This is a genomic window from Pseudomonas sp. BN411, assembly GCF_029871235.1.
Lineage (GTDB): Bacteria > Pseudomonadota > Gammaproteobacteria > Pseudomonadales > Pseudomonadaceae > Metapseudomonas.
This window is the reverse complement of sequence record NZ_SSOM01000070.1, coordinates 83,513-105,343: the sequence shown is the minus strand read 5'-3', so window position 1 is coordinate 105,343 and position 21,831 is coordinate 83,513. Positions and strand designations below refer to the sequence as shown.

Sequence of the window (21,831 nt, the reverse complement as noted above, 5' to 3'; positions counted from 1 at the left end):
TTCTTGTTGTCTGGAGCAGTTTAGGACGGGTGTCTCCGGGGGCCAGTGACAATGGGCGCCACTTTAGTATCCTTGCCGGCACGTCGCCCTGCCGGCGGCGGCCTTGAACTTCAGAACAAGAAGGCGCCATGAGCGAACGCACGACTTCTTCGAGCTGGGCCCTGGGAATCGTCCAGGCACTGGAAATGGGTGGAGTGGACTGCCGCAACCTGTTTCCCGAACTCGGCCTCGACTACCAGGCACTGAACGATCCCGATGCCCGTTTCCCCCAGGACGGCATGACCCGTCTCTGGGTCCGCGCGGTCGAGCTGTCCGGTAATCCCGCCATCGGCCTCAACATGGCCAAGGTGGTGCGCCCGGCATCCTTCCATGTGGTGGGTTACGCGCTGATGTCCAGCCGGACCCTCAAGGAGGGCTTCGCCCGGTTGGTGCGCTACCAGCGGATCATCGCCGAAGGGGCTGACCTCAGTTTCTGCGGCACCGCCGAAGGTTATGAACTGCGCCTGTCCATCCACGGCGACCGCCTGCCACCGGCGCGGCAGAGCGTGGAGGCATCCATGGCTTATTGCCTGGCATTCTGCCGCTGGATGACCGGGCGGCCGATCAACCCGCTGGAGATACGCTTCCAGGGGCCGGCGCCGGCAGATCTGGAGCCTTATCGCCAGGTGTTCCAGGCACCGCTGCGCTTCAACGCCGAGCACTGCGCCCTGCTGTTCAGCCGTGCCGACATGGATACGCCGCTGCCCACCGCCAATGAATCCCTGGCCCAGTTGCATGACCGTTTCGCCGGTGACTACCTGGCGCGCTTCTCCGGCACCCGCGTCACCCACCAGGTGCGGCAGGTGCTCTGCCGCCTGCTGCCCCAGGGCGAGCCCAAGCGCGAAGTGGTGGCGAGCCTGATGCATCTGTCGCAGCGCACCTTGCAGCGCCGCTTGCAGGAGGAGGGAGTCAGCTTCCAGCAGTTGCTGGACGACACCCGCCGCGAGCTGGCCGAGCAGTATCTGGCGCAACCCAACCTGACCCTGCTGGAAACTGCCTATCTGTTGGGGTTCGCCGATCCGAGCAACTTCTTCCGTGCCTTCCGTCGCTGGTTCGACAGCACCCCGGGCGAGTACCGCGCGCGGCTGGAAGAGGTCTGATTCGCTCCCGCTGTGGGCGAGTAGCGGCCCCGTAGGTTGGTCCGAGTCTACGAGGCCCAACGTGGCCAGTTACAGGCGCTGAATCGTTGGGTTTCGCTGCGCTCTGGCGGAACGCCGCCCGCACCAACCTACAAAAGCCGGTGGGAGCGAATGGAATCGCTCCCACAGTTGAGCGTCCCGCGCAGCGGGCCTCAATGCCGCCAGAAATAGGGCGTCATCAGCACCAGCACGGTGAGAATCTCCAGGCGGCCCAGCAGCATGCCCAGGGTCAGCAGCCATTTGGCGGCGTCTGGCAGGCTGGAGAAGTTGCCGGCCGGGCCGATGATCTCGCCCAGGCCCGGGCCGACACCCGAAACGGTCGCGGCCGCGCCAGTCAGAGCGGTTATCCAGTCCAGCCCCAGCAGCGACAGGCCCAGGGCGATGGCGCAGATGATGATGGTGAAGAAGAACGAGAAGGTCAGGATCGAGCGGACGATATCGTCGTCCAGACGATGGCCGTTGTAGACCTGCTTGATCACCGCACGCGGGTGCACCAGCTGCTGGAGGTTAGCCTTGAGCAGGATGTAGGCCACCTGGAAACGGAAGATCTTGATGCCTCCGGCAGTGGAGCCGGAGCAGCCGCCTACGAAGCCCAGGTAGAAGAACAGCATCAGCGAGAAGTTGCCCCAGAGGCTGTAATCGCCCAGGGCGAAACCGGTGGTGGTAAGCACCGAGGTGGTGTTCACCGCCACGTGGCGAAGCGCGTCCAGCCAGTGCAGTTTGGTCGTCATCCAGTACCAGGTGCCGAGCACCAGCCAGATGACCACTAGCAGCACGAGGAAACCTTGAACCTGCTCATCCTTGAACAGTGCCATGCGATGGCCACGCAGCACCGACACATAGAGCATGAACGGCAGGCTGCCGAGGATCATCACCACCACGGCCACCCAGTGCACCGCCGGCAGGTCCCACTTGGCCAGGGATTGGTCGGAGGTGGAGAAACCGCCTGTGGAGATGGCTGACATGGCGTGGTTGACCGCATCGAACAGCCCCATGCCCGCCCCCCAGAAGGCCAGGCTGCCAAGCACGGTGAAACCCACATAGATGGCGACGATGTACTTGGCCACCATGTGCGAGCGCGGCATGACCTTTTCCGAGCGGTCGGAGGATTCGGTCTGGAACAGGCGCATACCACCGATGCGCAGCAGCGGCAGGATCGCCACCGCCATGCCGATGAAGCCGATGCCCCCCAGCCAGTGCAGCAGCGAGCGCCAGATGAGGATGCCCGGCGACATGGTGTCCAGGCCGCTCAGCACGGTGGCGCCGGTGGCGGTAATGCCGGACATGCTCTCGAAGTAGGCGTCCGTGTAGCTGATGTGCTGGGTGAACAGGAAGGGCAGGGCCGCGAAGATACCCACGATGATCCAGCTCGACACCGTCAGCAGGTACATGTCGCGCGGACGCAGGTGCACGTGTTCCGGACGTCCGGGGATGATCAGCGCCAGGCCCGCGACAAAGGTGATCAGGCTGGACCAGACGAACGAATTGATGTCGCCGGTGCGGTCGTAGAACACCAGGGTCAGCACGGGAATGGCCATGCTGACCGCGAGGGTGATCAGGAAAATGCCGATGAGAAAGCCGATGATGCGGAGAGTCGGCAGGGCCATGGGTTCTTTTTCTGGATGATGGGCGAAAGGCGCAATTCTAACCGCGCCCCGCGCCCTGTAAACCCGGCGCCTGAGTGGGGATCTGACTTCGCACGCGCCTTGCGGGACATTCGGCTCGCTTCGACCCGTCCTGATCGGGTTTCAAGACTGAGTCGCGTTATCGGCTAGAATGCCGGCTCCCTGAATTCTGGAGGTGGCCGATGGAGGCTCTCGACGCTCTGCTCAATCGCGTATCCCTGGCTCGCTTGCAGGAGCCGGCGCCGGACGCCGCCCAGCGCGAAGTGTTGTTCCGTGCCGCCCTGCGTGCGCCGGACCACGGCTACCTGCGCCCCTGGCGTTTCCTCAGCATAGAGGGCGCGGCGCGCGAGAAGCTTGGCGAGCTGTTCGTTTCCGCCGTGCTGGCCAAGGACCCGCAAGCCCCGGAAGCCGCCACGACCAAAGCCCGCAACATGCCGATGCGGGCGCCGCTGATGGTGGTGGTGATCGCTAAATTGCAGGCCGGCCACAAGGTGCCGGAGGTGGAGCAACTGCTCTCGGCCGGCTGTGCCGCCCACAGCATCCTGCTGGCCGCCCATGCCCAGGGCCTGGGCGCCATCTGGCGCACTGGCGACATGGCTTACGACCTTACCGTCGCCGCGGGACTCGGGCTTGCGGAGAACGAGCGGGTGGTCGGCTTCCTCTATCTGGGCAGCGTCGAAGGTGAGCGCCGCGCCGCGCCGGAGCTGGTTCCGGCGGACTTCGTCCAGACCTGGGGCTGATCAGGCCTTAAGTGCAGCAGGCAATTCCAGGGTGGCGATGAAGCCGCCCTCGGGATGATTGTCCAACTGCAGGTTGCCTCCGAGGCGTTCTACCGCACGACGGGCGATGGCCAGCCCCAGCCCGTGGCCGGCACCGGATTGGTTGGGCGCGCGGAAGAAGGGTTCTCCCAGCTGTGCCAGGTGTTCTGCTAGAACCCCAGGGCCGTGGTCGCGGACCCTGATCGTCAGGCCGGCGTCCTGCTCCGTCACCGTCAACTCCACCGGCTGCCCCTGCGGGTTGAAGCGCAGGGCGTTGCGCAGCAGGTTGTCCAGCGCCCGTTCCAGCATGTCGGGCCAGCCTTCAAGCTGCGGCTCGCCGCTGCAGTCGATGCGCACTTCCTGTTCCGGCGCCAACAGCCGGGCGTCTTCCTTCAGTTTTGCCAACAGCGGCCGCACGGCGATGGCCTGGCGTGCGCCCGGTTCCGCGTCCAGCCGGGCCAGGGCGAGGATCTCGGCAATCAGTGCTTCCAGGCGGTCGCATTCCTGACCCAGGCGCGGCCAGAGGGCTTCCCGCTGCTGCGGTTCGGCCCGCTCCGCCAGGGCCAGGGCGATGCGCAGGCGTGCCAGGGGCGAGCGCAGCTCGTGGGACACGTCGCGCAGCAGCTGGCGTTGGCTACCGATCAGGCCCTGCAGGCGTTGGCCCATGCGGTTGAAATCGCCGGCCAGGACGCCCAGCTCATCCCGGCGCCGAGCCAGGCGCGCGAGGCTGTCTTGCTGGTAGGCGGTCTGGCCGAGGTCGTGCACGGCCCGCCGTAGACGGTCCAGCGGGCGGGTGATGGACAGGGTCAGGGCCAGACTGAACAGGGTCAGCACCACCAGGGCGATACCCAGTGCGCTGATGGGCCAGAGCAGGCTGCCGCGATGCCAGGCGTCCAGTTCGGGGTAGGGGATGCGGTAGATGAGCAGGTAGGACTCACCGCTGGCCGGGCTGGTGTATTCCTCGGTCAGGCGTCGCCAGGGCAGGCGGCGCGGGTTCTGCTGGCGTGCTTCGAAAGCCGCAGCGCGAGGCGGGAAAGTACCTTCGACCACGGGTTGGCCGGTGTCGTTGAGAATCTGCACATCGATCCGTGCGCGGTGGCGGAAGTGCTCCAGATAGCGCTGGGTGTCTCGCGGCCCCTGCTCCTCGAAGCGTTGCACCAGGCGTTCGGCCAGGCCCTGGAGGGAAGGGTGGTGGCTGAGGATCCAGGCATCCTGGTTCAGGGCGCGACCCAGCAGGATGGACAGGCCGGCCACCAGGGCCAGGGCCAGCCACAGGGTGGCCAGGATTCGCCAGAAAAGTGAACGCACGGGGTAGCTCCTGAACGGCAAAACCCACCAGGCCGGGAGGGGATGACCTGGTGGGTGTCGGGGTCGATGCCAGCGGCCACGGCCGCCCGGCGATTACTGGGCCTTCTTGTCCTTCTCGGCTTTCCAGGCTTCGAACTCGGCGCGTTCGGCGCGGCGTTCTTCCATCTTCTTCTGGATGTCGTCGAAGGTCTTCTGCTGTTCGGGTTTCAGCTTGGCGCGGATGGCGTCGCGGTTCTTGGTTTCGGCGGCCTTGAGTTCGTCCTGCATGGCTTTCTTCTCGGCGGCCGGCAGTTTGTCCAGGTAACGCTCGGTGATGTCGTGACGGGTCTTCATCTGGTCGCGCATCAGTTTGCCGATCTCGTGGCGCTGTTCCTCGGTCAGGTTCAGCTCCTTGAACATGTGGCCACCGAAACCGCGCTCGTGGCGCGGGCCGCCTTCCGGCATGGCCATGGCCATGGTCGGCAGGGTAGCGGCGAGCAGCAGGGCGGTGAGGGTCTTGCGCATGGCGGTTCTCCTAGTCTCGATTCCGGCCGGTTGCCGGATGTGCCCAGTCTAGGGATGGCAAGGTCAAGGGCGGTCAGAGGTAGGTAAAGGCTAGGTAAAGACCTGTCAGCCTAGGCGCTGTAGTAATAGCCACGGCTGCGCAGCGCCAGGATGCGTGGGCGGCCGTCGGCGTGTGGGCCGAGCTTCTTGCGCAGGTTGCTGACGTGCATGTCCAGGCTGCGATCGTAAAGGGTCAGCTTGCGACCGAGCGCCAGTTGCGCCAGCTGCTGCTTGTCCAGCGGTTCGCCGGGCTGGCGGAGCAGGGCTTCAAGCAGGCGGCCTTCAGACAGGGTCAGGCTGATTTCGTGGCTGCCGACTGTGACGATGCCACGCACCGGGCTATAGCAGAGGTCGCCCAACTCCAGCTGGCTGGAAGGCTGCGGCGGCTGGCTGCGGCGCAGCACGGCGCGCAGCCGGGCGGTGAGCTCACGGGGATCGCAGGGCTTGGCCAGGTAGTCGTCGGCACCCAGTTCCAGGCCGAGGATACGGTCCAGGGGCTCGCCACGGGCAGAAAGCATGAGCACCGGCAGCTCGGGATGGTCGCCGCGCAGTTGCTTGAGTAGCTCCAGGCCGCTGCCGTCGGGCAGCATCACGTCGAGCACCACTGCGGACGGAGCGTGCTCGGCCAGGGCGACGCGCGCCGACTGGCCGTCATGGCAGGCGCGAACGTGGAAGCCTTCCTGGCTGAGCCAGCTGATCAGGAGTTCGCAGAGTTCCTGATCGTCGTCGATAAGCAGCAGTTCACTCATGGTGCGGGTCAGTTGATCCATTGACGGCGCTGACGGCGCCCACCACGGGCGATCAGGCCGGTAAACAGGGAGAGCAGGGCGACGCCACCGCCCACCGCGAACCAGGTCTGCTGTTCGCTCAACAGGCGCGGGGCCTGGGACGCCTGGGCTTCCTTGAGCTGCAACTTGAGGCGCTGGTTTTCCTGGCGAAGGCGAGCGAGCTGGGCATTCTCCCGCTCGCCGCTGGCGGCTTCCAGCTGGGTGTTCAGCTCGTTGCGCTGGCGTTCGCTGTCTTCGAGTTGGCGCTTGAGCTGGTCGAGCTGGGCGACCAGGGTATCGTTCACAGGCGCCAGCGCGACGGAGGCATTCGCAAGCGCCGGAGCGATTTCCGACTCCGGCGCAGTGGGTTGGGGTTCTTCAGCCTGGGCCAGGCTGCAGAACAGCGCGGCGGTAAACAGCAGGGGCAATCGACCGACGTGCATGGGAACTCCTTGTTCCTGGCGTGGGACGGCTGGAGAGTAGTGCCTTAGGGGAGGACCTGCTTGAACGGTTTGACCACTACGTCGGCGTAGACGCCGGCGGCGCGGTAGGGGTCGGCGTCGGCCCAGGCCTTGGCGGCTTCCAGGGATTCAAACTCGGCGACGATCAGGCTGCCGGTGAAGCCGGCGCTGCCCGGATCATTGCTGTCCACCGCAGGGTGCGGACCAGCCAGCACGATACGGCCTTCGGCTTTCAGTTGCTCCAGGCGCGCTAGGTGCGCGGGGCGGGCTGCGAGGCGGTTTTCCAGGGAACCGGCAACGTCGGTGGCGATGATGGCGTAGAGCATGGCAATCCTTACTGTTGGGGCTTTTCGGTTTCGCCGTCGTGGATATGGCGAGCCAGGTAGACGCCCTGGCCGACCAGGAAGAGCACGGTCATGCCGAGGCTGCCGAAGACTTTGAAGTCCACCCAGAACTCGTGGAAGGTGAAGGCCACGAAGAGGTTGGCGCAGCCGCAGACCAGGAAGAACACGATCCAGGCCAGGTTCAGGCGTACCCAGATGGCCTGCGGCAGGCTCAGGGCATGGCCCATCATGCGCTGGATCAGGGGCTTGTCGCCGATGAAGTGGCTGCCGGCGAAGGCCAGGGCGAAGAGCCAGTTCACCACCGGCGCTTTCCATTTGAGGAAGGTCTCGCTGTGGAAGGCCAGGGTCATGCCGCCGAACACCAGGCAGGCCACGAGGGTCAGCCACTGGCCTTTTTCCAGACGGCGCTGGAGCAGGAAGATGGCGCCGTAGACGATCACCGAGCTGATGATCAGAACTGCGGTGGCGCTGAAAATACCGCCTAGCATATAGGTATGCCCGGCCAGCTCGACGGCGCGTGGTTCCAGTTTGTAGACGATGAAGAAAAGGATAAGCGGGATGAAGTCGATGAATTGTTTCACGGCGGCAGCCAGAAGCGGGATGTGGCGGCATAATAACAAACCAATCCCCTAGCGAAAGCAGACCCCATGCAGATCGACCTGCATTGCCACAGTACGGCCTCAGACGGTGCCCTGGCCCCCGCGGTGCTGGTTGCCCGCGCCCATGAGCGCGGCGTGCGCGTGCTCGCGCTGACCGACCACGACACCCTGGAAGGCCTCGACGAGGCCCGTGCAGCGGCCGAAGCGCTGGACATGCAACTGATCAACGGCATCGAGCTGTCCTGCACCTGGGGCGGCGCCACCATCCATGTACTGGGGTACGCCTTCGCCACCGACGCGCCGGCCCTGGTCGAGGCCATCGCCAGCCTGCATCGCGGACGCTGGTCGCGTGCCGAGGAGATCGATCGGCGCCTGGCCGCCAAGGGCATGCCGGGTACGCTGGAAGGCGCACGGGCGGTCCAGCAGGAGCTGGGGGACAGCGGCAACGCGCCGGCGCGCCCGCATTTCGCCGAGTTCCTCGTTCGCGCGGGTTATGTCAGCGATCGCGCCGACGCCTTCCGCAAATGGCTGGGCGCTGGAAAGCTGGGGGACGTGAAGCAGCATTGGCCGACCTTGGCCGAAGCCGTGGGCACCCTGCGCGCCGCGGGCGCCTGGATCAGCCTGGCGCACCCCTGGCAGTACAACTTCACCGGGGCCAAGCGGCGCCGGCTGGTAGCAGATTTCATTCAGGCTGGCGGTCACGCACTGGAAGTGGTGAACGGCCTGCAGCCTGCGGACCAGGTGGGAAGCCTGGCTGTGCTGGCGCGAGAATTCGGCATGCTGGTCAGTGCCGGTAGTGACTTCCATGCACCCTGCGATTGGTCGGATCTGGGTATGTACCGACCCTTGCCGGATGACCTGCCGCCGATCTGGGGGCGCTTCCGCCATGCACACAGCCCTACTGCTGCCCTCTGAACAGGGAGATGTCGTGAGTCAATTTTTCCAGATTCATCCGGAGAATCCACAGTCGCGCCTGATCAAACAGGCCGTGGAAATCGTCAAGGCGGGTGGGGTGATCGTCTATCCCACCGATTCGTCCTACGCCCTGGGTTGCCTGATCGGCGACAAGGGCGCGGTCGAACGCATTCGCCGACTGCGCCGGCTGGATGAGAAGCACAATTTCACCCTGGTGTGCCGGGATCTGTCCGAGATCGGTGTGTTCGCCAAGGTGGATACCGCCGCGTTTCGCCTGATCAGGGCGCACACTCCCGGCCCTTACACCTTCATTCTCAGCGCCACGCGTGAAGTCCCGCGCATGCTGATGCACCCGAAGCGGCGCACTATTGGCATGCGGGTGCCGGATCACCCCATCGCCCTGGCGCTACTGGAGCAGCTGGGCGCGCCCCTGATGAGCACCAGCCTGATCCTGCCGGGCGAAGACCTGCCCATGAGCGACCCGTACGAGATGCGGCAAATCCTCGAGCACCAGGTGGACCTGATCATCGATGGCGGCCACGGGGGAATGGCGGCTTCCACCGTGATCAATCTCTCCGAAGGCAAGCCCGAGGTGGTGCGGGTGGGCTGCGGAGACCCGCAGCCCTTCCTGGACGAGGACTGACGGCGCCGCCTAAAGCAGGATCGCCACCAGGATGATCACCAGCAGGATGATGATGAAGTCGGTACTGCTGATGTTCCCGCCCGCGGGCACGACATTCATCTTCTGCGCCAGCTGGGCGGCTTCCTCATTGGTCAGTGCCTGTACCCTGGCGCGGGCCGTGGCGACATCCACGCCCATCGCGCGCATCTGGTCCTGAACCTCGGATTTGCTCAGAAAGGCGTCGATTCGGGCCCGATCGCCGGGTTGCTGCTGGGTGGAGACCACTTCGTCGGTGCCAATCATGCCTGCCTGCGCCGTTGTTATCGGCACCAGGGTGAGGCAGAGGAACATGAGGACGGCACTGAACATCAGGGTGAAGAGTTTCATTTGAACCTCCATGAGCGCTTTGCTCCAAACCTGACCAGGGGTGCTGCGTCGTACTTTTTTAGTCTGGCACATGGTGCTAATTTGCCCGCTTTCCCGCCGGCCGGTCCTTGCCGGCAGGCCTGATCGAGAGACCCTGATGCACGAAACACCGCCAACCGAGTCGCCGGATCCCCAGGCGGGCGCCCAGCAGGAGCTGCCTTTCGCCCTGGTCTACGGCCAGGCGGTGACCGAGTTGCCGCAGGACCTCTATATCCCGCCGGATGCGCTGGAAGTCTTTCTCGAAGCCTTCGAAGGCCCGCTCGACCTGCTGCTCTACCTGATCCGCAAGCAGAACATCGACATCCTCGACATCCCCGTGGCCGCCATCACCCACCAGTACATGGCCTATGTCGAGCTGATGAAGTCGGTGCGCCTGGAGCTGGCCGCCGAATACCTGGTGATGGCCGCCATGCTGGCCGAGATCAAGTCGCGCATGCTGCTGCCGCGTTCGAACGAGGCGGAAGAAGAGGAAGAGGACCCGCGCGCCGAGCTGATCCGCCGTCTGCAGGAGTACGAGCGCTTCAAGGCAGCCGCCGAAGGCATTGACGAACTGCCGCGGGTTGGGCGCGACCTGATCGTGCCGCGTCTGGATGCCCCGGACGCGCGGGCGCGCAAGTTGCTGCCGGACGTGGCACTGGAAGAAGTGCTGCTGTCCATGGCCGAAGTGCTGCGCCGTGCCGACATGTTCGAGAGCCACCAGGTGACCCGCGAGGCGCTGTCCACCCGCGAGCGCATGAGTGAGGTACTGGAAAGGCTGAAGGGTGGCGCTTTCGTGCCCTTCGTCGCGCTGTTCACGGTGGAGGAGGGGCGCCTTGGCGTGGTCGTCACCTTCATGGCGGTGCTTGAGCTGATCAAGGAACAGTTGGTGGAACTGGTGCAGAATGAACCCTTCGCCCCCATCCACGTGCGCGCCAGAGCCGAGTAGATGAACCTCAACGATCCCAAGGAACTCGCCTCGCTGCTGGAAGCCTTTCTCCTGGCATCCGGAAAACCCCTGTCGCTGGAGCGTCTGGCCGAACTCTTCGAAGAGGCCGAGCGTCCCGAGTTGTCGGTGATCCGTTCCGCTTTGGCCATCCTGGGCAAAAGTTGCGAAAAGCGCGCATTCGAGCTGCGAGAGGTGGCTTCCGGCTATCGACTGCAAGTGCGCGAGCGGTTTTCGCCCTGGGTCGGTCGGCTCTGGGAGGAGCGCCCGCAGCGTTATTCCCGCGCCATGCTGGAAACCCTGGCGCTGGTGGCTTACCGCCAGCCCATCACCCGTGGCGAGATCGAAGACATCCGTGGCGTGGCGGTCAACAGTCAGATCGTCAAGACGCTGCTGGAGCGCGAGTGGATTCGCGTCGTTGGCTACCGTGACGTGCCCGGCAAGCCGGCTATGTTCGCCACCACTCGCGCCTTCCTCGATCACTTCAACCTGAAGAGCCTGGAAGAACTTCCGCCGCTGGCCGCTCTGCGCGAGCTTGAACCGGAACCGGTGCTGGCCCTGGAAGACGGCGAAGAGCCGGTGCCCGAAGGGCTCCAGGCCCGAGCCGATGCCGAGCTGCCGGCCGAACCACGTGAAGAAACCAGCTTCCGCAGCCTGCTGGCCGAACTGGACGTCATGGAAGAAGGCCTGAAGACCGACTTTGACGACCTGCTGCTCGCCGAGGATGACGATGCAGTCGAGGCCGCTGCTGAAGAAAACGACGAGTCGCTGTCGGACGAAACCCTGCATTGATCGCCGCCGGTCAGCGGTCAGGCTGACGTCGGGGCATTGCTCAACTAGCCTGAGTGCCAGTGGCCGCGTATGATGCGCGGCCTTTTTACTGATACACCGGGAGGTGCCCAGATGAGTGAAGTCGAATACAGCCCCGCAGGGGAGAAGCTGCAGAAGGTCCTGGCCCGCATGGGGCTGGCTTCTCGCCGCGATATCGAGGCCTGGATTACTGAAGGCCGAGTGAAGGTCAATGGCGAACCCGCCACTCTCGGCCAACGCGTGGACAGCCATGACGCCATCAGCGTCGACGGTCGTCTGCTCAAGCGCGAAGAGGAAGCCGAAAGCGTCCGTCGCGTGCTGATCTACAACAAGCCGGAAGGCGAAGTCTGCACCCGCGATGATCCGGAAGGCCGTCCTACCGTCTTCGAGCGCCTGCCGCGTGCGAAGGTTGGTCGCTGGATCAACGTTGGCCGACTGGACATCAACACCACCGGCCTGCTGCTGTTCACCACCGACGGTGAGCTGGCCAACCGCCTGATGCACCCGTCTTTCGAGATGGACCGCGAGTACGCGGTGCGCGTGCGTGGCGAGGTCACCGAGGAAATGCTCGAGAACCTCAAGCACGGCGTGATGCTGGAGGATGGTCCGGCGAAGTTCACCGACATCCAGGAAGCGCCCGGCGGCGACGGCCTCAACCATTGGTACCACTGCGTGGTGATGGAAGGCCGTAACCGTGAAGTGCGCCGTCTGTGGGAGTCTCAGGGACTGGTGGTCAGCCGCCTGAAGCGTGTGCGCTTCGGTCCGGTGTTCATCACCTCCGACCTGACCATGGGTCGCTGGCGTGAAATGAGCCAGACCGAGGTGGACATCCTCAGCGCCGAAGTCGGTCTCAAGCCTGTGGCCCTGCCGGCCATGAAGGGCAAGTTCCGCGAGAAGCTCGACCGCCTGCAGCGCAAGTCGCCGAAGCCGGCGGGCGCCCGTGCTCCGCGTCGTGAAGGTGACGAGCGCCCCGCCCGTGGTCCGCGTCACGAGGGTGATGAGCGTCCCGCACGTGGCCAGCGTCGTGAGGGCGATGAGCGTCCTGCTCGTGGCCAGCGTCGTGAGGGCGATGAGCGTCCGGCTCGTGGCCCGCGCCGTGAAGGTGACGAGCGTCCGGCTCGCGGCCCGCGCCGTGAAGGTGACGAGCGTCCAGCTCGCGGCCAGCGCCGTGATGGTGATGAGCGTCCGGCGCGTGGTCCGCGTCGTGAGGGTGATGAACGCCCGGCTCGTGGCCCGCGTCGCGAAGGCGATGAACGTCCGGCTCGCGGTCAGCGCCGTGACGGTGATGAGCGTCCTGCCCGTGCTCCGCGTGGCACGCCGGTTGCCGATCGTCCGCGCGACGTGAACAAGAAGCGCCCGGCCAAGCCCCAGGGCGAGCGTCCGGCTGTTGAGCTGGCCGATCGTCCGGCGCGCAAGCCCCAGCGTCCGCAGCACAAGCGCAGCGGCCCGCCCGGCGGCGACGGCCAGCGTCCGGGGTTCGGTCGCAAGCGCTGATAGCAGGTGAAATGAAGAAGGGGCTCAGATGAGCCCCTTCTTTTTTGCGCTGTGGGAGCGAAATCATTCGCGATCGAAATCGCCCCCAGCGTAAATCAGCCCGCCATGGACAGCCGGTTGCGGCCTTCGCGCTTGGCCACGTAGAGGGCGTTGTCCGCCCGGCGCAGCAGGCTTTCCACCGATTCTGCCGGCAGCAGGGTGGCGCAACCGAGGCTGATGGACAGATCCAGCGGGCGGCCCTGCACCAGGTGCTGCAGCTCGAGGATGCCCATGCGCAGGCGTTCGCCCACCAGGGCGGCGGCTTCACGGCAGGTGCCGGAGAGCAGCACGAGGAATTCCTCGCCGCCGAAGCGGAACACCATGTCGACGTTGCGCAGACGGGTCTTGAGGGTATTGGCCACCGCCTTCAGTACTTCGTCGCCGGTGCTGTGGCCGAACTCGTCGTTGATGCGCTTGAAGTGGTCGATGTCCAGCATCAGTACTGACAGTGGTTGCAGGTTGCGTCGAGCGAGATCGACTTCGCGCTGCAGGGTCTGCTCCATGGCGATGCGGTTGCCGGTGTCGGTCAGCGGATCGCGCAGGGCGCTCTGGACGGCAGCGCGGTAAAGCAGGGCATTGCGCAGCGGGAAGAGCAGGGTAGCGAGCAGGGATTCCAGTTGGTTCAGCTCGTGTTCGTCGAAGCGCTGGTTGCGGCGGAAAATCAGTTCACCCAGGTACTCGCCTTCGTGGGTCAGGCGATAGCCGGCCGAATGGCTCGAACGGCTGCCGTACTCCAGGCGCAGGTCGCTGCTCTGGTGCTGGTAGCCCAGGGCGTCGAGGGGTACCAGGCGCTGAACCTCGCTGAAGAACAGGTTGACGATGCGCTCCACCTCCAGACTGGTCTGCAGTTGCAGGGTCAGCTGACGACGCAGCTCCGCCAGGCTGATAGGACGCAGCTTGGGCTGGCGCTTGCCGGAGAAGCCGAGGCGCTGCAGCTTGGCTGCGTCGAAATCGATAGTGTTGGTCTGGATGGGAGGAACCATTGAGTTGAACCTCTGACGCAAAATGCGACGACACCAGGCATAGAGCTATTTTCGTGCCAGGAGTTCGCGATCCCTTGCAATCGCTTTAATTTCAATAAGTTAGGTCGCTGTTGCCAGCTCCCGTGGCAAGCCTTTGCCGGTTTGATGGCGAAGTAATGGCAATGTGATGCCGGTCACAGGGAGAAGCCGCCGGAAATCTGGCGGAGGCTGCGGCGGTCAGATGACCGCCGCGGAGGGAGGTCATTGCGCGTCGAAAGCCTGGCCGTTCACACCAGCGCTGTCCGGCCCCATGAGATAGAGGTAGACAGGCATGATTGCCGCTGGTTCCGGATTGTTTTCGGGGTTTTCACCTGGATAGGCCTGCGCGCGCATGCTGGTGCGAGTCGCGCCGGGGTTTACGCTGTTGGCGCGCACGCTGGCGATGCCGTCCACTTCGTCGGCCAGAACCTGCATCAGGCCCTCGGTGGCGAACTTGGACACCGCATAGGCGCCCCAGTAGGCGCGGCCCTTGCGACCAACGCTGCTGGAGGTGAACACCACCGAGGCGTCCTTGGACAACTTCAGCAGCGGGAGCAGGGTGCTGGTCAGCATGAACATGGCGTTGACGTTGACCTGCATGACGCGCATGAAGTTTTCGCCGGAAAGCTGCTCGAGGGGCGTGCGCGGTCCGAGAATGGAGGCGTTGTGCAGTACGCCGTCAATGCGCCCGAATTCCGCTTCCAGAGTTGCTGCCAGTTCGTCGTACTGGTGAGGCTGGGCGGTTTCCAGGTTGAAGGGGATGACTGCGGCCTGCGGATGGCCAGCGGCTTCGATCTCGTCGTAAACGGCGTTCAGGCTGGCTTCGGTCTTGCCCAGCAGCAGCACGGTGGCACCGTGGGCGGCGAAGGTCTTGGCGGCGGCGGCGCCGATGCCACGGCCGGCGCCGGTGATCAGGATCACCCGGTCCTTGAGCAGGTCGGGGCGGGCGGAATACTGGAACATGTGAGTCTCCTACGGGGCGCTGCCGGTATCAGCAGCTGCACAGCGCGCGGTCGAGCACGGCGCGCAGTTCGAGCGGATGGTGGACCACCACGTCGGCACCCCAGTGCGCGGGGTTGTCGCTGGGGTGGATGTAGCCGTAGCTGACTGCCGCGGTACGGGTGCCGGCGGCGCGGCCGGACTCGATGTCACGCAGGTCGTCACCGACGAAGAGCACGCTGGCCGGGTCCAGGTTCAGCTTGCTGCAGGCCAGCAGGAGCATTTCCGGGTCCGGCTTGCTGTTCTTCACATGGTCGGGGCAGATCAGTACGGCGGAGCGGCCGGCAAGGCCGAGCTGCTCCATGATGGGTTCGGCGTAGCGGACGGGCTTGTTGGTCACCACGCCCCAGATCAGCTTGGCCTGCTCGATGTCCGCCAGCAGCTCGTCGATGCCGTCGAAGGGGCGAGTGAGCACGGCGCAATGGCTTTGGTAGCGCTCCAGGAACTCCAGGCGCAGCGGCTCGAATTCAGGTGCTTCCGGGTCCATCTCGAAGGCAGTGGCGACCATGGCGCGGGCGCCGCCGGAAACCACGTCGCGGATCGCCTTCTCGTCCTGCGGCGGTAGGCCGCGGTCGGCGCGCATGGCCTGGCAGATGGCGATGAAGTCCGGCGCCGAGTCGAGCAGGGTGCCGTCCATGTCGAAAAGTACCGCTTGAAGTCGCATGTCGGTCACTCCTCGCGCAAGGTCTGGATCATGTAGTTGACGTCTACGTCGGCTTCCAGCTTGTAGTGCTTGGTCAGCGGGTTGTAGGTCAGGCCGATGATGTCCTTTACCTGCAGGCCGGCAGCGCGGCTCCAGGCACCCATCTCGGAGGGGCGGATGAACTTCTTGAAGTCGTGGGTGCCGCGCGGGAGCAGGCGCATGACGTACTCGGCACCGACGATGGCGAAGAGGTAAGCCTTGGGATTGCGGTTGATGGTGGAGAAGAACACCTGGCCGCCCGGTTTGACCAGGGTGTAGCAGGCGCGGATCACCGAGGCTGGGTCCGGCACGTGTTCGAGCATCTCCATGCAGGTCACCACGTCGAACTGACCGGGCATTTCAGCGGCCAGGGCTTCGGCAGTGATGCGGCGATACTCCACCGGTACGCCGGATTCCAGCTGGTGCAGCTGGGCAACCGCCAGCGGGGCCTCGCCCATGTCGATGCCGGTGACGGTGGCGCCACGCTGAGCCATGGACTCGCTGAGGATGCCGCCGCCGCAGCCGACGTCCAGCACCTTCTTGCCGGCCAGCTTGACTCGCTCGTCAATCCAGTTGACCCGCAGGGGGTTGATGTCGTGGAGGGGCTTGAACTCGCTCTCGCGATCCCACCAGCGGTGGGCAAGGGCCTCGAACTTGGCGATTTCGACGTGATCGACGTTGGTCATGGAATGTCCTCGAAACAGAATTCAGCGGCCGGCGATGCGATCGCCCCAGGCGCGGGCAGTGGCACCCAGGCGCTCTTCGTCCAGACGCGTCAGGCGGCCGTCGTCCAGCAGTTGCCTGCCGTCGACCCAGAGGTGCCGCACCGCGTCGCGCCCGGTGGCATAGATAAGTTGGGAAACCGGGTCGTAGACCGGTTGCTGGGCCAGCCCGGAGAGGTCGAAGGCTACCAGGTCGGCGGCCTTGCCCAGTTCCAGGGAGCCGGTGTCCTGGTCGATACCGAGGGCTCGCGCGCCATTGAGGGTGGCCATGCGCAGGGCGCGATGGGCATCCAGGGCGCTGGCCGAGCCGGAAACGGCCTTGGCCAGGAGGGCGGCGGTACGGGTTTCGCCGAGCAGGTCCAGGTCATTGTTGCTGGCTGCGCCATCGGTGCCGACGGCGACGTTCACGCCGGCCTGCCACAGGCGCTCGACCGGGCAGAAACCGCTGGCCAGCTTGAGATTGGACTCGGGGCAGTGGATTACGTTGCTGTTGCTTTCCACCAGCAGGGCCAGGTCGGCGTCGTCTACCTGGGTCATGTGCACGGCCTGGAAACGCGGGCCCAGCAGGCCGAGGCGGGAGAGGCGCGCCATCGGGCGCTCGCCGCGCAGCTCCAGGCTCTGCTGGACTTCGAAGGCGGTTTCCTGGACGTGCATATGAATGCCGGCATCCAGCTCCTCGGCCAGCACGCGGATGTTTTCCAGCTTGTCATCGCTGACGCTGTACGGGGCGTGGGGGCCGAAGGCGACCTTGATGCGCGGATGGTGCTTGAGGTCGCTGAACAGCTCGACGCCACGGCGAATGGCTTCGGCAGAGTCGGCGGCGCCGGGAATCGGGAAATCCAGCACCGGAATCGCCAGCTGTGCCTTGATGCCAGCGGTGTGGATGACAGCGCTGGACTGGGCCGGGAAGAAATACATGTCGGAGAAGCAGCTGATGCCGCCCTTGATCTGCTCGGCTACCGCCAATTCGGTGCCGTCGCGGACGAAAGTCTCATCGACCCACTTGGCCTCGGCAGGCCAGATGTGTTCCTGTAGCCAGGTCATCAGCGGCAGATCGTCGGCCAGTCCGCGGAACAGGGTCATTGCTGCGTGGCCGTGAGCATTGATCAGGCCGGGAGCCAACAGCATGCCCGGCAGTTCACGGCGCTCGCGAGCCTCGGCGCGCAGTGCCACGTCCCGAGGGGCGAGCAGGGCGATGCGACCGTCGCGGATGCCTAGCGCGTGATCCCGCAGCACCACGCCGGCGGGTTCTACCGGGACGATCCAGGATGGGAGCAGGAGCAGGTCGAGCGGGGCATTGGCACTGGGCATGGAGGCGCATCCTGGGCGCAAATCGAAGTGGCGGCAGTATACCCGAGCCAGAAGACCTCCGGCTCGCTATAATCTGCGGTTTTTCCGCGAGTTACGGGTGGCGAGGTGGTCGATGCGTGAACAACTGTTAGCAGCCGAGAAGGTCAAGGCGATCGACTGGCGTGACGGCGTACTTCATTTGCTCGACCAGCGCGTGCTGCCTGCCGAGGAAGTCTGGCTGTCCTACGATTCCGCCGAAGGTGTGGCCCAGGCCATTCGCCAGATGGTGGTGCGCGGTGCGCCAGCTATCGGCATCAGTGCCGCCTACGGCGTGGTGCTGGGTGCTCGGGCGCGTATCGCCGCCGGTGGCGACTGGCGCGCGGCGCTGGAGGCTGATTTCAAGGTGCTGTCCGAATCCCGGCCGACGGCAGTCAACCTGTTCTGGGCGCTGAACCGCATGCGCGAGCGGCTGGAACGGGTGCGTGATGGCGAGACGCCGCTGCAGGCCCTGGAGGCAGAAGCCATTTCCATCCATGAGAGCGACCGCGAAGCCAACCTGACCATGGCTCAGCTCGGCATGGAGCTGATCCGCAAGCATCAGGGCAGCCCGCAAGCCCTGCTGACCCACTGCAATACCGGCGCCCTGGCCACCGGCGGCTTCGGGACCGCCCTCGGCGTGATCCGAGCGGCCCATCTGGATGGCCTGGTGGAGCGGGTCTATGCCGACGAAACCCGTCCCTGGCTGCAGGGTGCCCGCCTGACCGCCTGGGAACTGGCCAACGAAGGCGTGCCGGTGAGCCTCAACGCCGACGCTGCCGCGGCTCACCTGATGAAAACCGCCGGTATCACCTGGGTGATCGTTGGGGCCGACCGCATCACTGCCAATGGCGATGTGGCCAACAAGATCGGCACCTACCAGCTGGCGGTCAACGCCATGCACCATGGCGTGCGCTTCATGGTGGTAGCGCCCAGTTCCACCATCGACATGTCCCTGGAAAGCGGTGACGACATTCCGATCGAAGAGCGTGATGGTTCCGAATTGCTGGACCTGGGTGGTCGTCGTGTTGCAGCCGAGGTCCATGCGGTCAATCCGGTGTTCGATGTGACTCCAGCAGACCTCATCGATGCCATCGTGACCGAGAAAGGTGTAGTCGAGCGTCCTGATGCTGCCAAGATGGCGCAATTGATGTGCCGCAAGCGCCTCCATTAATAGCGCTGGTGCGGCATTTTCACCCTGCCGGTGGAGCGCCCGGCGGGGTAGGTGCAAGGCGGTGACTGTGGTAAGCTCCGGCAGTTATTGCCGCCCCTCTGTTGAAGCGGCCCAATTGCACAGATCCTTGGCTTAACTCGTTGATTTGTCGTGAGTCGCTGCAGCATCTGGCCGCAGTGACGAGCTTCGCGCCGCTCAGGATGAGAGGGGCGGAGTTTCATCAGAAAAAGGAACCAGGCTTCTCATGGGCGAACTGGCCAAAGAAATCCTCCCGGTCAATATCGAAGACGAGCTGAAACAGTCCTACCTCGACTACGCGATGAGCGTGATCGTCGGGCGCGCCTTGCCGGATGCGCGCGACGGCCTGAAGCCGGTGCACCGTCGCGTTCTCTACGCGATGAGCGAGCTGGGCAACGACTGGAACAAACCCTACAAGAAGTCCGCCCGTGTGGTGGGTGACGTGATCGGTAAGTACCACCCGCACGGTGATACCGCGGTCTACGACACCATCGTCCGTATGGCCCAGCCTTTCTCGCTGCGCTACATGCTGGTGGACGGCCAGGGTAACTTCGGTTCGGTGGACGGCGACAACGCCGCGGCCATGCGATACACCGAAGTGCGCATGTCCAAGCTGGCCCACGAGCTGCTGGCCGACCTGGACAAGGAAACCGTGGACTGGGTGCCCAACTACGACGGCACCGAACAGATTCCCGCGGTCATGCCGACCAAGATCCCCAACCTGCTGGTCAACGGTTCCAGCGGTATTGCCGTGGGCATGGCCACCAACATCCCGCCGCACAACCTCAGTGAAGTCATCGACGGTTGCCTGGCGCTGATGGACAACGGCGACCTCACGGTCGACGAACTGATGCAGTACATCCCCGGTCCGGACTTCCCGACTGCGGGCATCATCAACGGTCGCGCCGGCATCATCGAGGCGTACCGTACCGGTCGTGGTCGCATCTATATACGCGCCCGCGCCGAAATCGAAGACATGGAGAAGGGCGGTGGTCGCCAGCAGATCATCGTCACTGAGCTGCCCTACCAGCTGAACAAGGCGCGTCTGATCGAGAAGATCGCCGAGCTGGTGAAAGAGAAGAAGATCGAAGGCATCACCGAACTGCGCGACGAGTCCGACAAGGACGGCATGCGCGTCGTGATCGAGCTGCGTCGTGGCGAAGTGGGCGAGGTGGTGCTGAACAACCTCTATTCCCAGACCCAGATGCAGAGCGTCTTCGGTATCAACGTCGTGGCCCTGGTCGATGGCCAGCCGCGCACGCTGAACCTGAAGGACATGCTCGAAGTGTTCATCCGTCACCGCCGCGAAGTGGTGACCCGCCGTACCGTCTACGAGCTGCGCAAAGCCCGTGAACGTGGCCACATCCTCGAAGGCCAGGCCGTCGCCCTGTCGAACATCGACCCGGTGATCGAGCTGATCAAGTCTTCGCCGACTCCGGCCGAGGCCAAGGAACGCCTGATCGCCACCGCCTGGGAATCCAGCGCTGTGGAAGCCATGGTCGAGCGCGCTGGCGCCGATTCCTGCCGTCCGGAAGACCTGGACCCGCAGTACGGCCTGCGCGAAGGCAAGTACTACCTGTCCCCGGAACAGGCCCAGGCCATCCTGGAGCTGCGCCTGCACCGCCTGACCGGCCTGGAGCACGAGAAGCTGCTGGCCGAGTACCAGGAAATCCTCACCCTGATCGGTGAGCTGATCCGCATCCTCACCAGCCCCGAGCGCCTGATGGAAGTCATTCGCGAGGAGCTGGAAAAGGTGAAGGCCGAGTTCGGCGATGCCCGCCGCACCGAGATCGTCGCGTCCCAGGTGGACCTGACCATCGCCGACCTGATCACCGAAGAAGAGCGCGTCGTCACCATCTCCCACGGCGGTTACGCCAAGTCCCAGCCGCTGGCTGCCTACCAGGCACAGCGTCGTGGCGGCAAGGGCAAGTCGGCCACCGGCGTGAAGGACGAGGACTACATCGAGCACCTGCTGGTTGCCAACAGCCACGCCACGCTCCTGCTGTTCTCCAGCAAGGGCAAGGTCTACTGGCTGCGCACCTTCGAAATCCCGGAAGCCTCGCGCACTGCACGTGGCCGTCCGCTGGTCAACCTGCTGCCGCTGGATGAGGGCGAGCGCATCACCGCCATGCTCCAGATCGACCTGGAAGCCCTGCAGCAGAGCGCAGGTGCCGACGAGGACCTGGAAGAGAACGAAGGCGTGGTGATCGAAGGCGAAATCGTCGAAGCTGAAGCCGGCGACGATGAAGGCGCCGACCTCGACGACGAGCAGGACGAGCCGACCGGCGCGTACATCTTCATGGCTACCGCCTTCGGTACCGTGAAGAAGACCCCGCTGGTGCAGTTCAGCAAGCCGCGTTCGAACGGCCTGATCGCTCTGAAGCTGGAAGAGGGTGACACCCTGATCGCCGCGTCCATCACCGACGGTGCGAAGGAAGTCATGCTCTTCTCCGACGGCGGCAAGGTCATCCGCTTCAAGGAAAAACACGTTCGCACCATGGGCCGTACCGCCCGTGGCGTGCGCGGTATGCGCCTGCCGGAAGGCCAGAGCCTGATCTCCATGCTGATCCCGGAAGCGGGCGCGCAGATCCTCTCCGCTTCCGAGCGTGGCTATGGCAAGCGCACCCCGCTGGAAGACTATCCGCGTCGCGGTCGTGGCGGCCAGGGCGTGATCGCCATGGTTACCAACGAGCGCAACGGCAAGCTGGTCGGCGCCGTACAGGTGCAGGACGGCGAGGAAATCATGCTGATTTCCGACCAGGGCACCCTGGTGCGTACTCGCGTGGACGAAGTCTCCAGCTCCAGCCGTAACACCCAGGGCGTTACCCTGATCAAGCTGGCCAAGGATGAAACCCTGGTTGGCCTGGAACGCGTCCAGGAGCCGTCCGGCGTTGACGAGGACGAAGAGCTGGAAGGGGAAGAGCAAGGCGTTGACGCCGTGGCTGATGCCGATGCCGATGCCAGCGACGTTGCGCAGGACGACGCCCAGCCGGTGACTGAAGAGTAATAGTTGTAGAAACGGGCAGGCCGTCGCCGGCCTGTCCATTCGGTAGATGACAATCGGCGGGGGCACTGGTGTCCCCGCGCTACCCAGTGAG

Annotated in this window: 22 protein-coding genes; 9 read left to right on the top strand and 13 right to left on the bottom strand. The window is 64.8% G+C overall.

Translation table 11 applies throughout. From position 1 onward, the window contains the following. Positions 1-128 precede the first annotated feature (128 nt). Positions 129-1,139: an AraC family transcriptional regulator gene (locus tag E8F06_RS16795; RefSeq protein WP_280369298.1), complete on the top strand. Its 1,011-nt coding sequence runs from the start codon at positions 129-131 to the stop codon at positions 1,137-1,139. A 191-nt stretch (positions 1,140-1,330) separates the two neighbouring features. Here the strand turns inward: E8F06_RS16795 and E8F06_RS16790 are convergent, their stop codons facing one another. Beyond that, positions 1,331-2,785, bottom strand: a complete 1,455-nt coding sequence (locus tag E8F06_RS16790) for a TrkH family potassium uptake protein (RefSeq protein WP_280369295.1) — start codon at positions 2,783-2,785, stop codon at positions 1,331-1,333. A 200-nt stretch (positions 2,786-2,985) separates the two neighbouring features. Here E8F06_RS16790 and E8F06_RS16785 point away from each other — a divergent pair, with 200 nt between their 5' ends. Then, on the top strand, positions 2,986-3,543 hold the full coding sequence (locus tag E8F06_RS16785) for a nitroreductase family protein (RefSeq protein ID WP_280369293.1): 558 nt from the start codon (positions 2,986-2,988) through the stop codon (positions 3,541-3,543). Here the strand turns inward: E8F06_RS16785 and E8F06_RS16780 are convergent, their stop codons facing one another. From E8F06_RS16780 to E8F06_RS16755, 6 genes are all read right to left on the bottom strand, one after another. Next, complete coding sequence (locus E8F06_RS16780) at positions 3,544-4,869, bottom strand: HAMP domain-containing sensor histidine kinase (RefSeq protein WP_280369290.1); 1,326 nt, start codon at positions 4,867-4,869, stop codon at positions 3,544-3,546. It abuts the gene before it with no gap. Positions 4,870-4,962: 93 nt separating this feature from the next. Next, positions 4,963-5,373: a Spy/CpxP family protein refolding chaperone gene (locus E8F06_RS16775; RefSeq protein WP_190830044.1), complete on the bottom strand. Its 411-nt coding sequence runs from the start codon at positions 5,371-5,373 to the stop codon at positions 4,963-4,965. A 110-nt stretch (positions 5,374-5,483) separates the two neighbouring features. Next, positions 5,484-6,161: a response regulator transcription factor gene (locus tag E8F06_RS16770; RefSeq protein WP_280369288.1), complete on the bottom strand. Its 678-nt coding sequence runs from the start codon at positions 6,159-6,161 to the stop codon at positions 5,484-5,486. 8 nt (positions 6,162-6,169) lie between these two features. After that, entirely contained in the window at positions 6,170-6,622 is a 453-nt protein-coding gene (locus tag E8F06_RS16765; protein ID WP_280369286.1) for a hypothetical protein, read from the bottom strand. Positions 6,623-6,666: 44 nt separating this feature from the next. After that, complete coding sequence (locus E8F06_RS16760) at positions 6,667-6,966, bottom strand: YciI family protein (RefSeq protein WP_190830040.1); 300 nt, start codon at positions 6,964-6,966, stop codon at positions 6,667-6,669. 8 nt (positions 6,967-6,974) lie between these two features. After that, positions 6,975-7,565: a septation protein A gene (locus tag E8F06_RS16755; RefSeq protein WP_280369284.1), complete on the bottom strand. Its 591-nt coding sequence runs from the start codon at positions 7,563-7,565 to the stop codon at positions 6,975-6,977. 66 nt (positions 7,566-7,631) lie between these two features. Here E8F06_RS16755 and E8F06_RS16750 point away from each other — a divergent pair, with 66 nt between their 5' ends. Both E8F06_RS16750 and E8F06_RS16745 read left to right on the top strand, forming a co-directional pair. Beyond that, positions 7,632-8,498: a PHP domain-containing protein gene (locus E8F06_RS16750; protein ID WP_280369282.1), complete on the top strand. Its 867-nt coding sequence runs from the start codon at positions 7,632-7,634 to the stop codon at positions 8,496-8,498. A gap of 13 nt (positions 8,499-8,511) precedes the next feature. Then, positions 8,512-9,141, top strand: a complete 630-nt coding sequence (locus tag E8F06_RS16745) for an L-threonylcarbamoyladenylate synthase (RefSeq protein ID WP_280369280.1) — start codon at positions 8,512-8,514, stop codon at positions 9,139-9,141. A gap of 9 nt (positions 9,142-9,150) precedes the next feature. Here the strand turns inward: E8F06_RS16745 and E8F06_RS16740 are convergent, their stop codons facing one another. Then, a complete protein-coding gene (locus E8F06_RS16740; RefSeq protein WP_280369278.1) occupies positions 9,151-9,507 on the bottom strand; it encodes a PA2779 family protein in 357 nt (118 codons plus the stop codon). 265 nt (positions 9,508-9,772) lie between these two features. On the opposite strand from E8F06_RS16740, the gene E8F06_RS16735 reads away from it, so the two are divergent. From E8F06_RS16735 to rluB, 3 genes are all read left to right on the top strand, one after another. Beyond that, the gene (locus tag E8F06_RS16735) at positions 9,773-10,471 is read left to right on the top strand and encodes a ScpA family protein (RefSeq protein WP_280369547.1); all 699 of its coding nucleotides are present in this window, start codon (positions 9,773-9,775) and stop codon (positions 10,469-10,471) included. Continuing rightward, positions 10,472-11,260 (top strand): SMC-Scp complex subunit ScpB, encoded by a 789-nt coding sequence (gene scpB / locus E8F06_RS16730; RefSeq protein ID WP_190830035.1) that lies wholly within the window; start codon positions 10,472-10,474, stop codon positions 11,258-11,260. A 111-nt stretch (positions 11,261-11,371) separates the two neighbouring features. Further along, a complete protein-coding gene (gene rluB, locus E8F06_RS16725) occupies positions 11,372-12,772 on the top strand; it encodes a 23S rRNA pseudouridine(2605) synthase RluB (protein WP_280369275.1) in 1,401 nt (466 codons plus the stop codon). Between the two features lie 95 nt (positions 12,773-12,867). Here the strand turns inward: rluB and E8F06_RS16720 are convergent, their stop codons facing one another. The 5 genes from E8F06_RS16720 to E8F06_RS16700 all read right to left on the bottom strand — a co-directional run bounded on the left by E8F06_RS16720 (position 12,868) and on the right by E8F06_RS16700 (position 17,526). Further along, entirely contained in the window at positions 12,868-13,794 is a 927-nt protein-coding gene (locus tag E8F06_RS16720; protein ID WP_190830031.1) for a GGDEF domain-containing protein, read from the bottom strand. A 240-nt stretch (positions 13,795-14,034) separates the two neighbouring features. Next, positions 14,035-14,775: a YciK family oxidoreductase gene (locus E8F06_RS16715; RefSeq protein ID WP_190830027.1), complete on the bottom strand. Its 741-nt coding sequence runs from the start codon at positions 14,773-14,775 to the stop codon at positions 14,035-14,037. 28 nt (positions 14,776-14,803) lie between these two features. Further along, complete coding sequence (gene mupP, locus E8F06_RS16710; RefSeq protein WP_280369271.1) at positions 14,804-15,484, bottom strand: N-acetylmuramic acid 6-phosphate phosphatase MupP; 681 nt, start codon at positions 15,482-15,484, stop codon at positions 14,804-14,806. Next, positions 15,481-16,179, bottom strand: coding sequence for a bifunctional 2-polyprenyl-6-hydroxyphenol methylase/3-demethylubiquinol 3-O-methyltransferase UbiG (ubiG, locus tag E8F06_RS16705; RefSeq protein WP_280369269.1), 699 nt, complete (start codon positions 16,177-16,179; stop codon positions 15,481-15,483). Before ubiG ends, mupP begins: the two co-directional genes overlap by 4 nt. A 21-nt stretch (positions 16,180-16,200) precedes the next feature. Further along, positions 16,201-17,526 (bottom strand): TRZ/ATZ family hydrolase, encoded by a 1,326-nt coding sequence (locus E8F06_RS16700; RefSeq protein WP_280369268.1) that lies wholly within the window; start codon positions 17,524-17,526, stop codon positions 16,201-16,203. A 112-nt stretch (positions 17,527-17,638) separates the two neighbouring features. Here E8F06_RS16700 and mtnA point away from each other — a divergent pair, with 112 nt between their 5' ends. Together mtnA and gyrA are read left to right on the top strand one after the other, a co-directional pair. After that, entirely contained in the window at positions 17,639-18,715 is a 1,077-nt protein-coding gene (mtnA, locus tag E8F06_RS16695) for an S-methyl-5-thioribose-1-phosphate isomerase (protein WP_280369266.1), read from the top strand. 244 nt (positions 18,716-18,959) lie between these two features. Continuing rightward, positions 18,960-21,740, top strand: coding sequence for a DNA gyrase subunit A (gene gyrA, locus E8F06_RS16690; protein WP_280369264.1), 2,781 nt, complete (start codon positions 18,960-18,962; stop codon positions 21,738-21,740). The last annotated feature ends 91 nt before the right edge of the window (positions 21,741-21,831 follow it).

Excerpts from the sequence above, each read along its gene's own strand:
- E8F06_RS16715 (WP_190830027.1), bottom strand. The coding sequence starts at position 14,775 with ATGTTCCAGTATTCCGCCCGCCCCGACCTGCTCAAGGACCGGGTGATC.
- E8F06_RS16760 (WP_190830040.1), bottom strand. The coding sequence starts at position 6,966 with ATGCTCTACGCCATCATCGCCACCGACGTTGCCGGTTCCCTGGAAAAC.
- E8F06_RS16770 (WP_280369288.1), bottom strand. The coding sequence starts at position 6,161 with ATGAGTGAACTGCTGCTTATCGACGACGATCAGGAACTCTGCGAACTC.
- gyrA (WP_280369264.1), top strand. The coding sequence starts at position 18,960 with ATGGGCGAACTGGCCAAAGAAATCCTCCCGGTCAATATCGAAGACGAG.
- E8F06_RS16795 (WP_280369298.1), top strand. The coding sequence starts at position 129 with ATGAGCGAACGCACGACTTCTTCGAGCTGGGCCCTGGGAATCGTCCAG.
- E8F06_RS16765 (WP_280369286.1), bottom strand. The coding sequence starts at position 6,622 with ATGCACGTCGGTCGATTGCCCCTGCTGTTTACCGCCGCGCTGTTCTGC.
- E8F06_RS16720 (WP_190830031.1), bottom strand. The coding sequence starts at position 13,794 with ATGGTTCCTCCCATCCAGACCAACACTATCGATTTCGACGCAGCCAAG.
- E8F06_RS16775 (WP_190830044.1), bottom strand. The coding sequence starts at position 5,373 with ATGCGCAAGACCCTCACCGCCCTGCTGCTCGCCGCTACCCTGCCGACC.
- scpB (WP_190830035.1), top strand. The coding sequence starts at position 10,472 with ATGAACCTCAACGATCCCAAGGAACTCGCCTCGCTGCTGGAAGCCTTT.
- ubiG (WP_280369269.1), bottom strand. The coding sequence starts at position 16,179 with ATGACCAACGTCGATCACGTCGAAATCGCCAAGTTCGAGGCCCTTGCC.
- E8F06_RS16790 (WP_280369295.1), bottom strand. The coding sequence starts at position 2,785 with ATGGCCCTGCCGACTCTCCGCATCATCGGCTTTCTCATCGGCATTTTC.
- E8F06_RS16700 (WP_280369268.1), bottom strand. The coding sequence starts at position 17,526 with ATGCCCAGTGCCAATGCCCCGCTCGACCTGCTCCTGCTCCCATCCTGG.
- rluB (WP_280369275.1), top strand. The coding sequence starts at position 11,372 with ATGAGTGAAGTCGAATACAGCCCCGCAGGGGAGAAGCTGCAGAAGGTC.
- E8F06_RS16750 (WP_280369282.1), top strand. The coding sequence starts at position 7,632 with ATGCAGATCGACCTGCATTGCCACAGTACGGCCTCAGACGGTGCCCTG.
- E8F06_RS16785 (WP_280369293.1), top strand. The coding sequence starts at position 2,986 with ATGGAGGCTCTCGACGCTCTGCTCAATCGCGTATCCCTGGCTCGCTTG.
- E8F06_RS16740 (WP_280369278.1), bottom strand. The coding sequence starts at position 9,507 with ATGAAACTCTTCACCCTGATGTTCAGTGCCGTCCTCATGTTCCTCTGC.
- mtnA (WP_280369266.1), top strand. The coding sequence starts at position 17,639 with ATGCGTGAACAACTGTTAGCAGCCGAGAAGGTCAAGGCGATCGACTGG.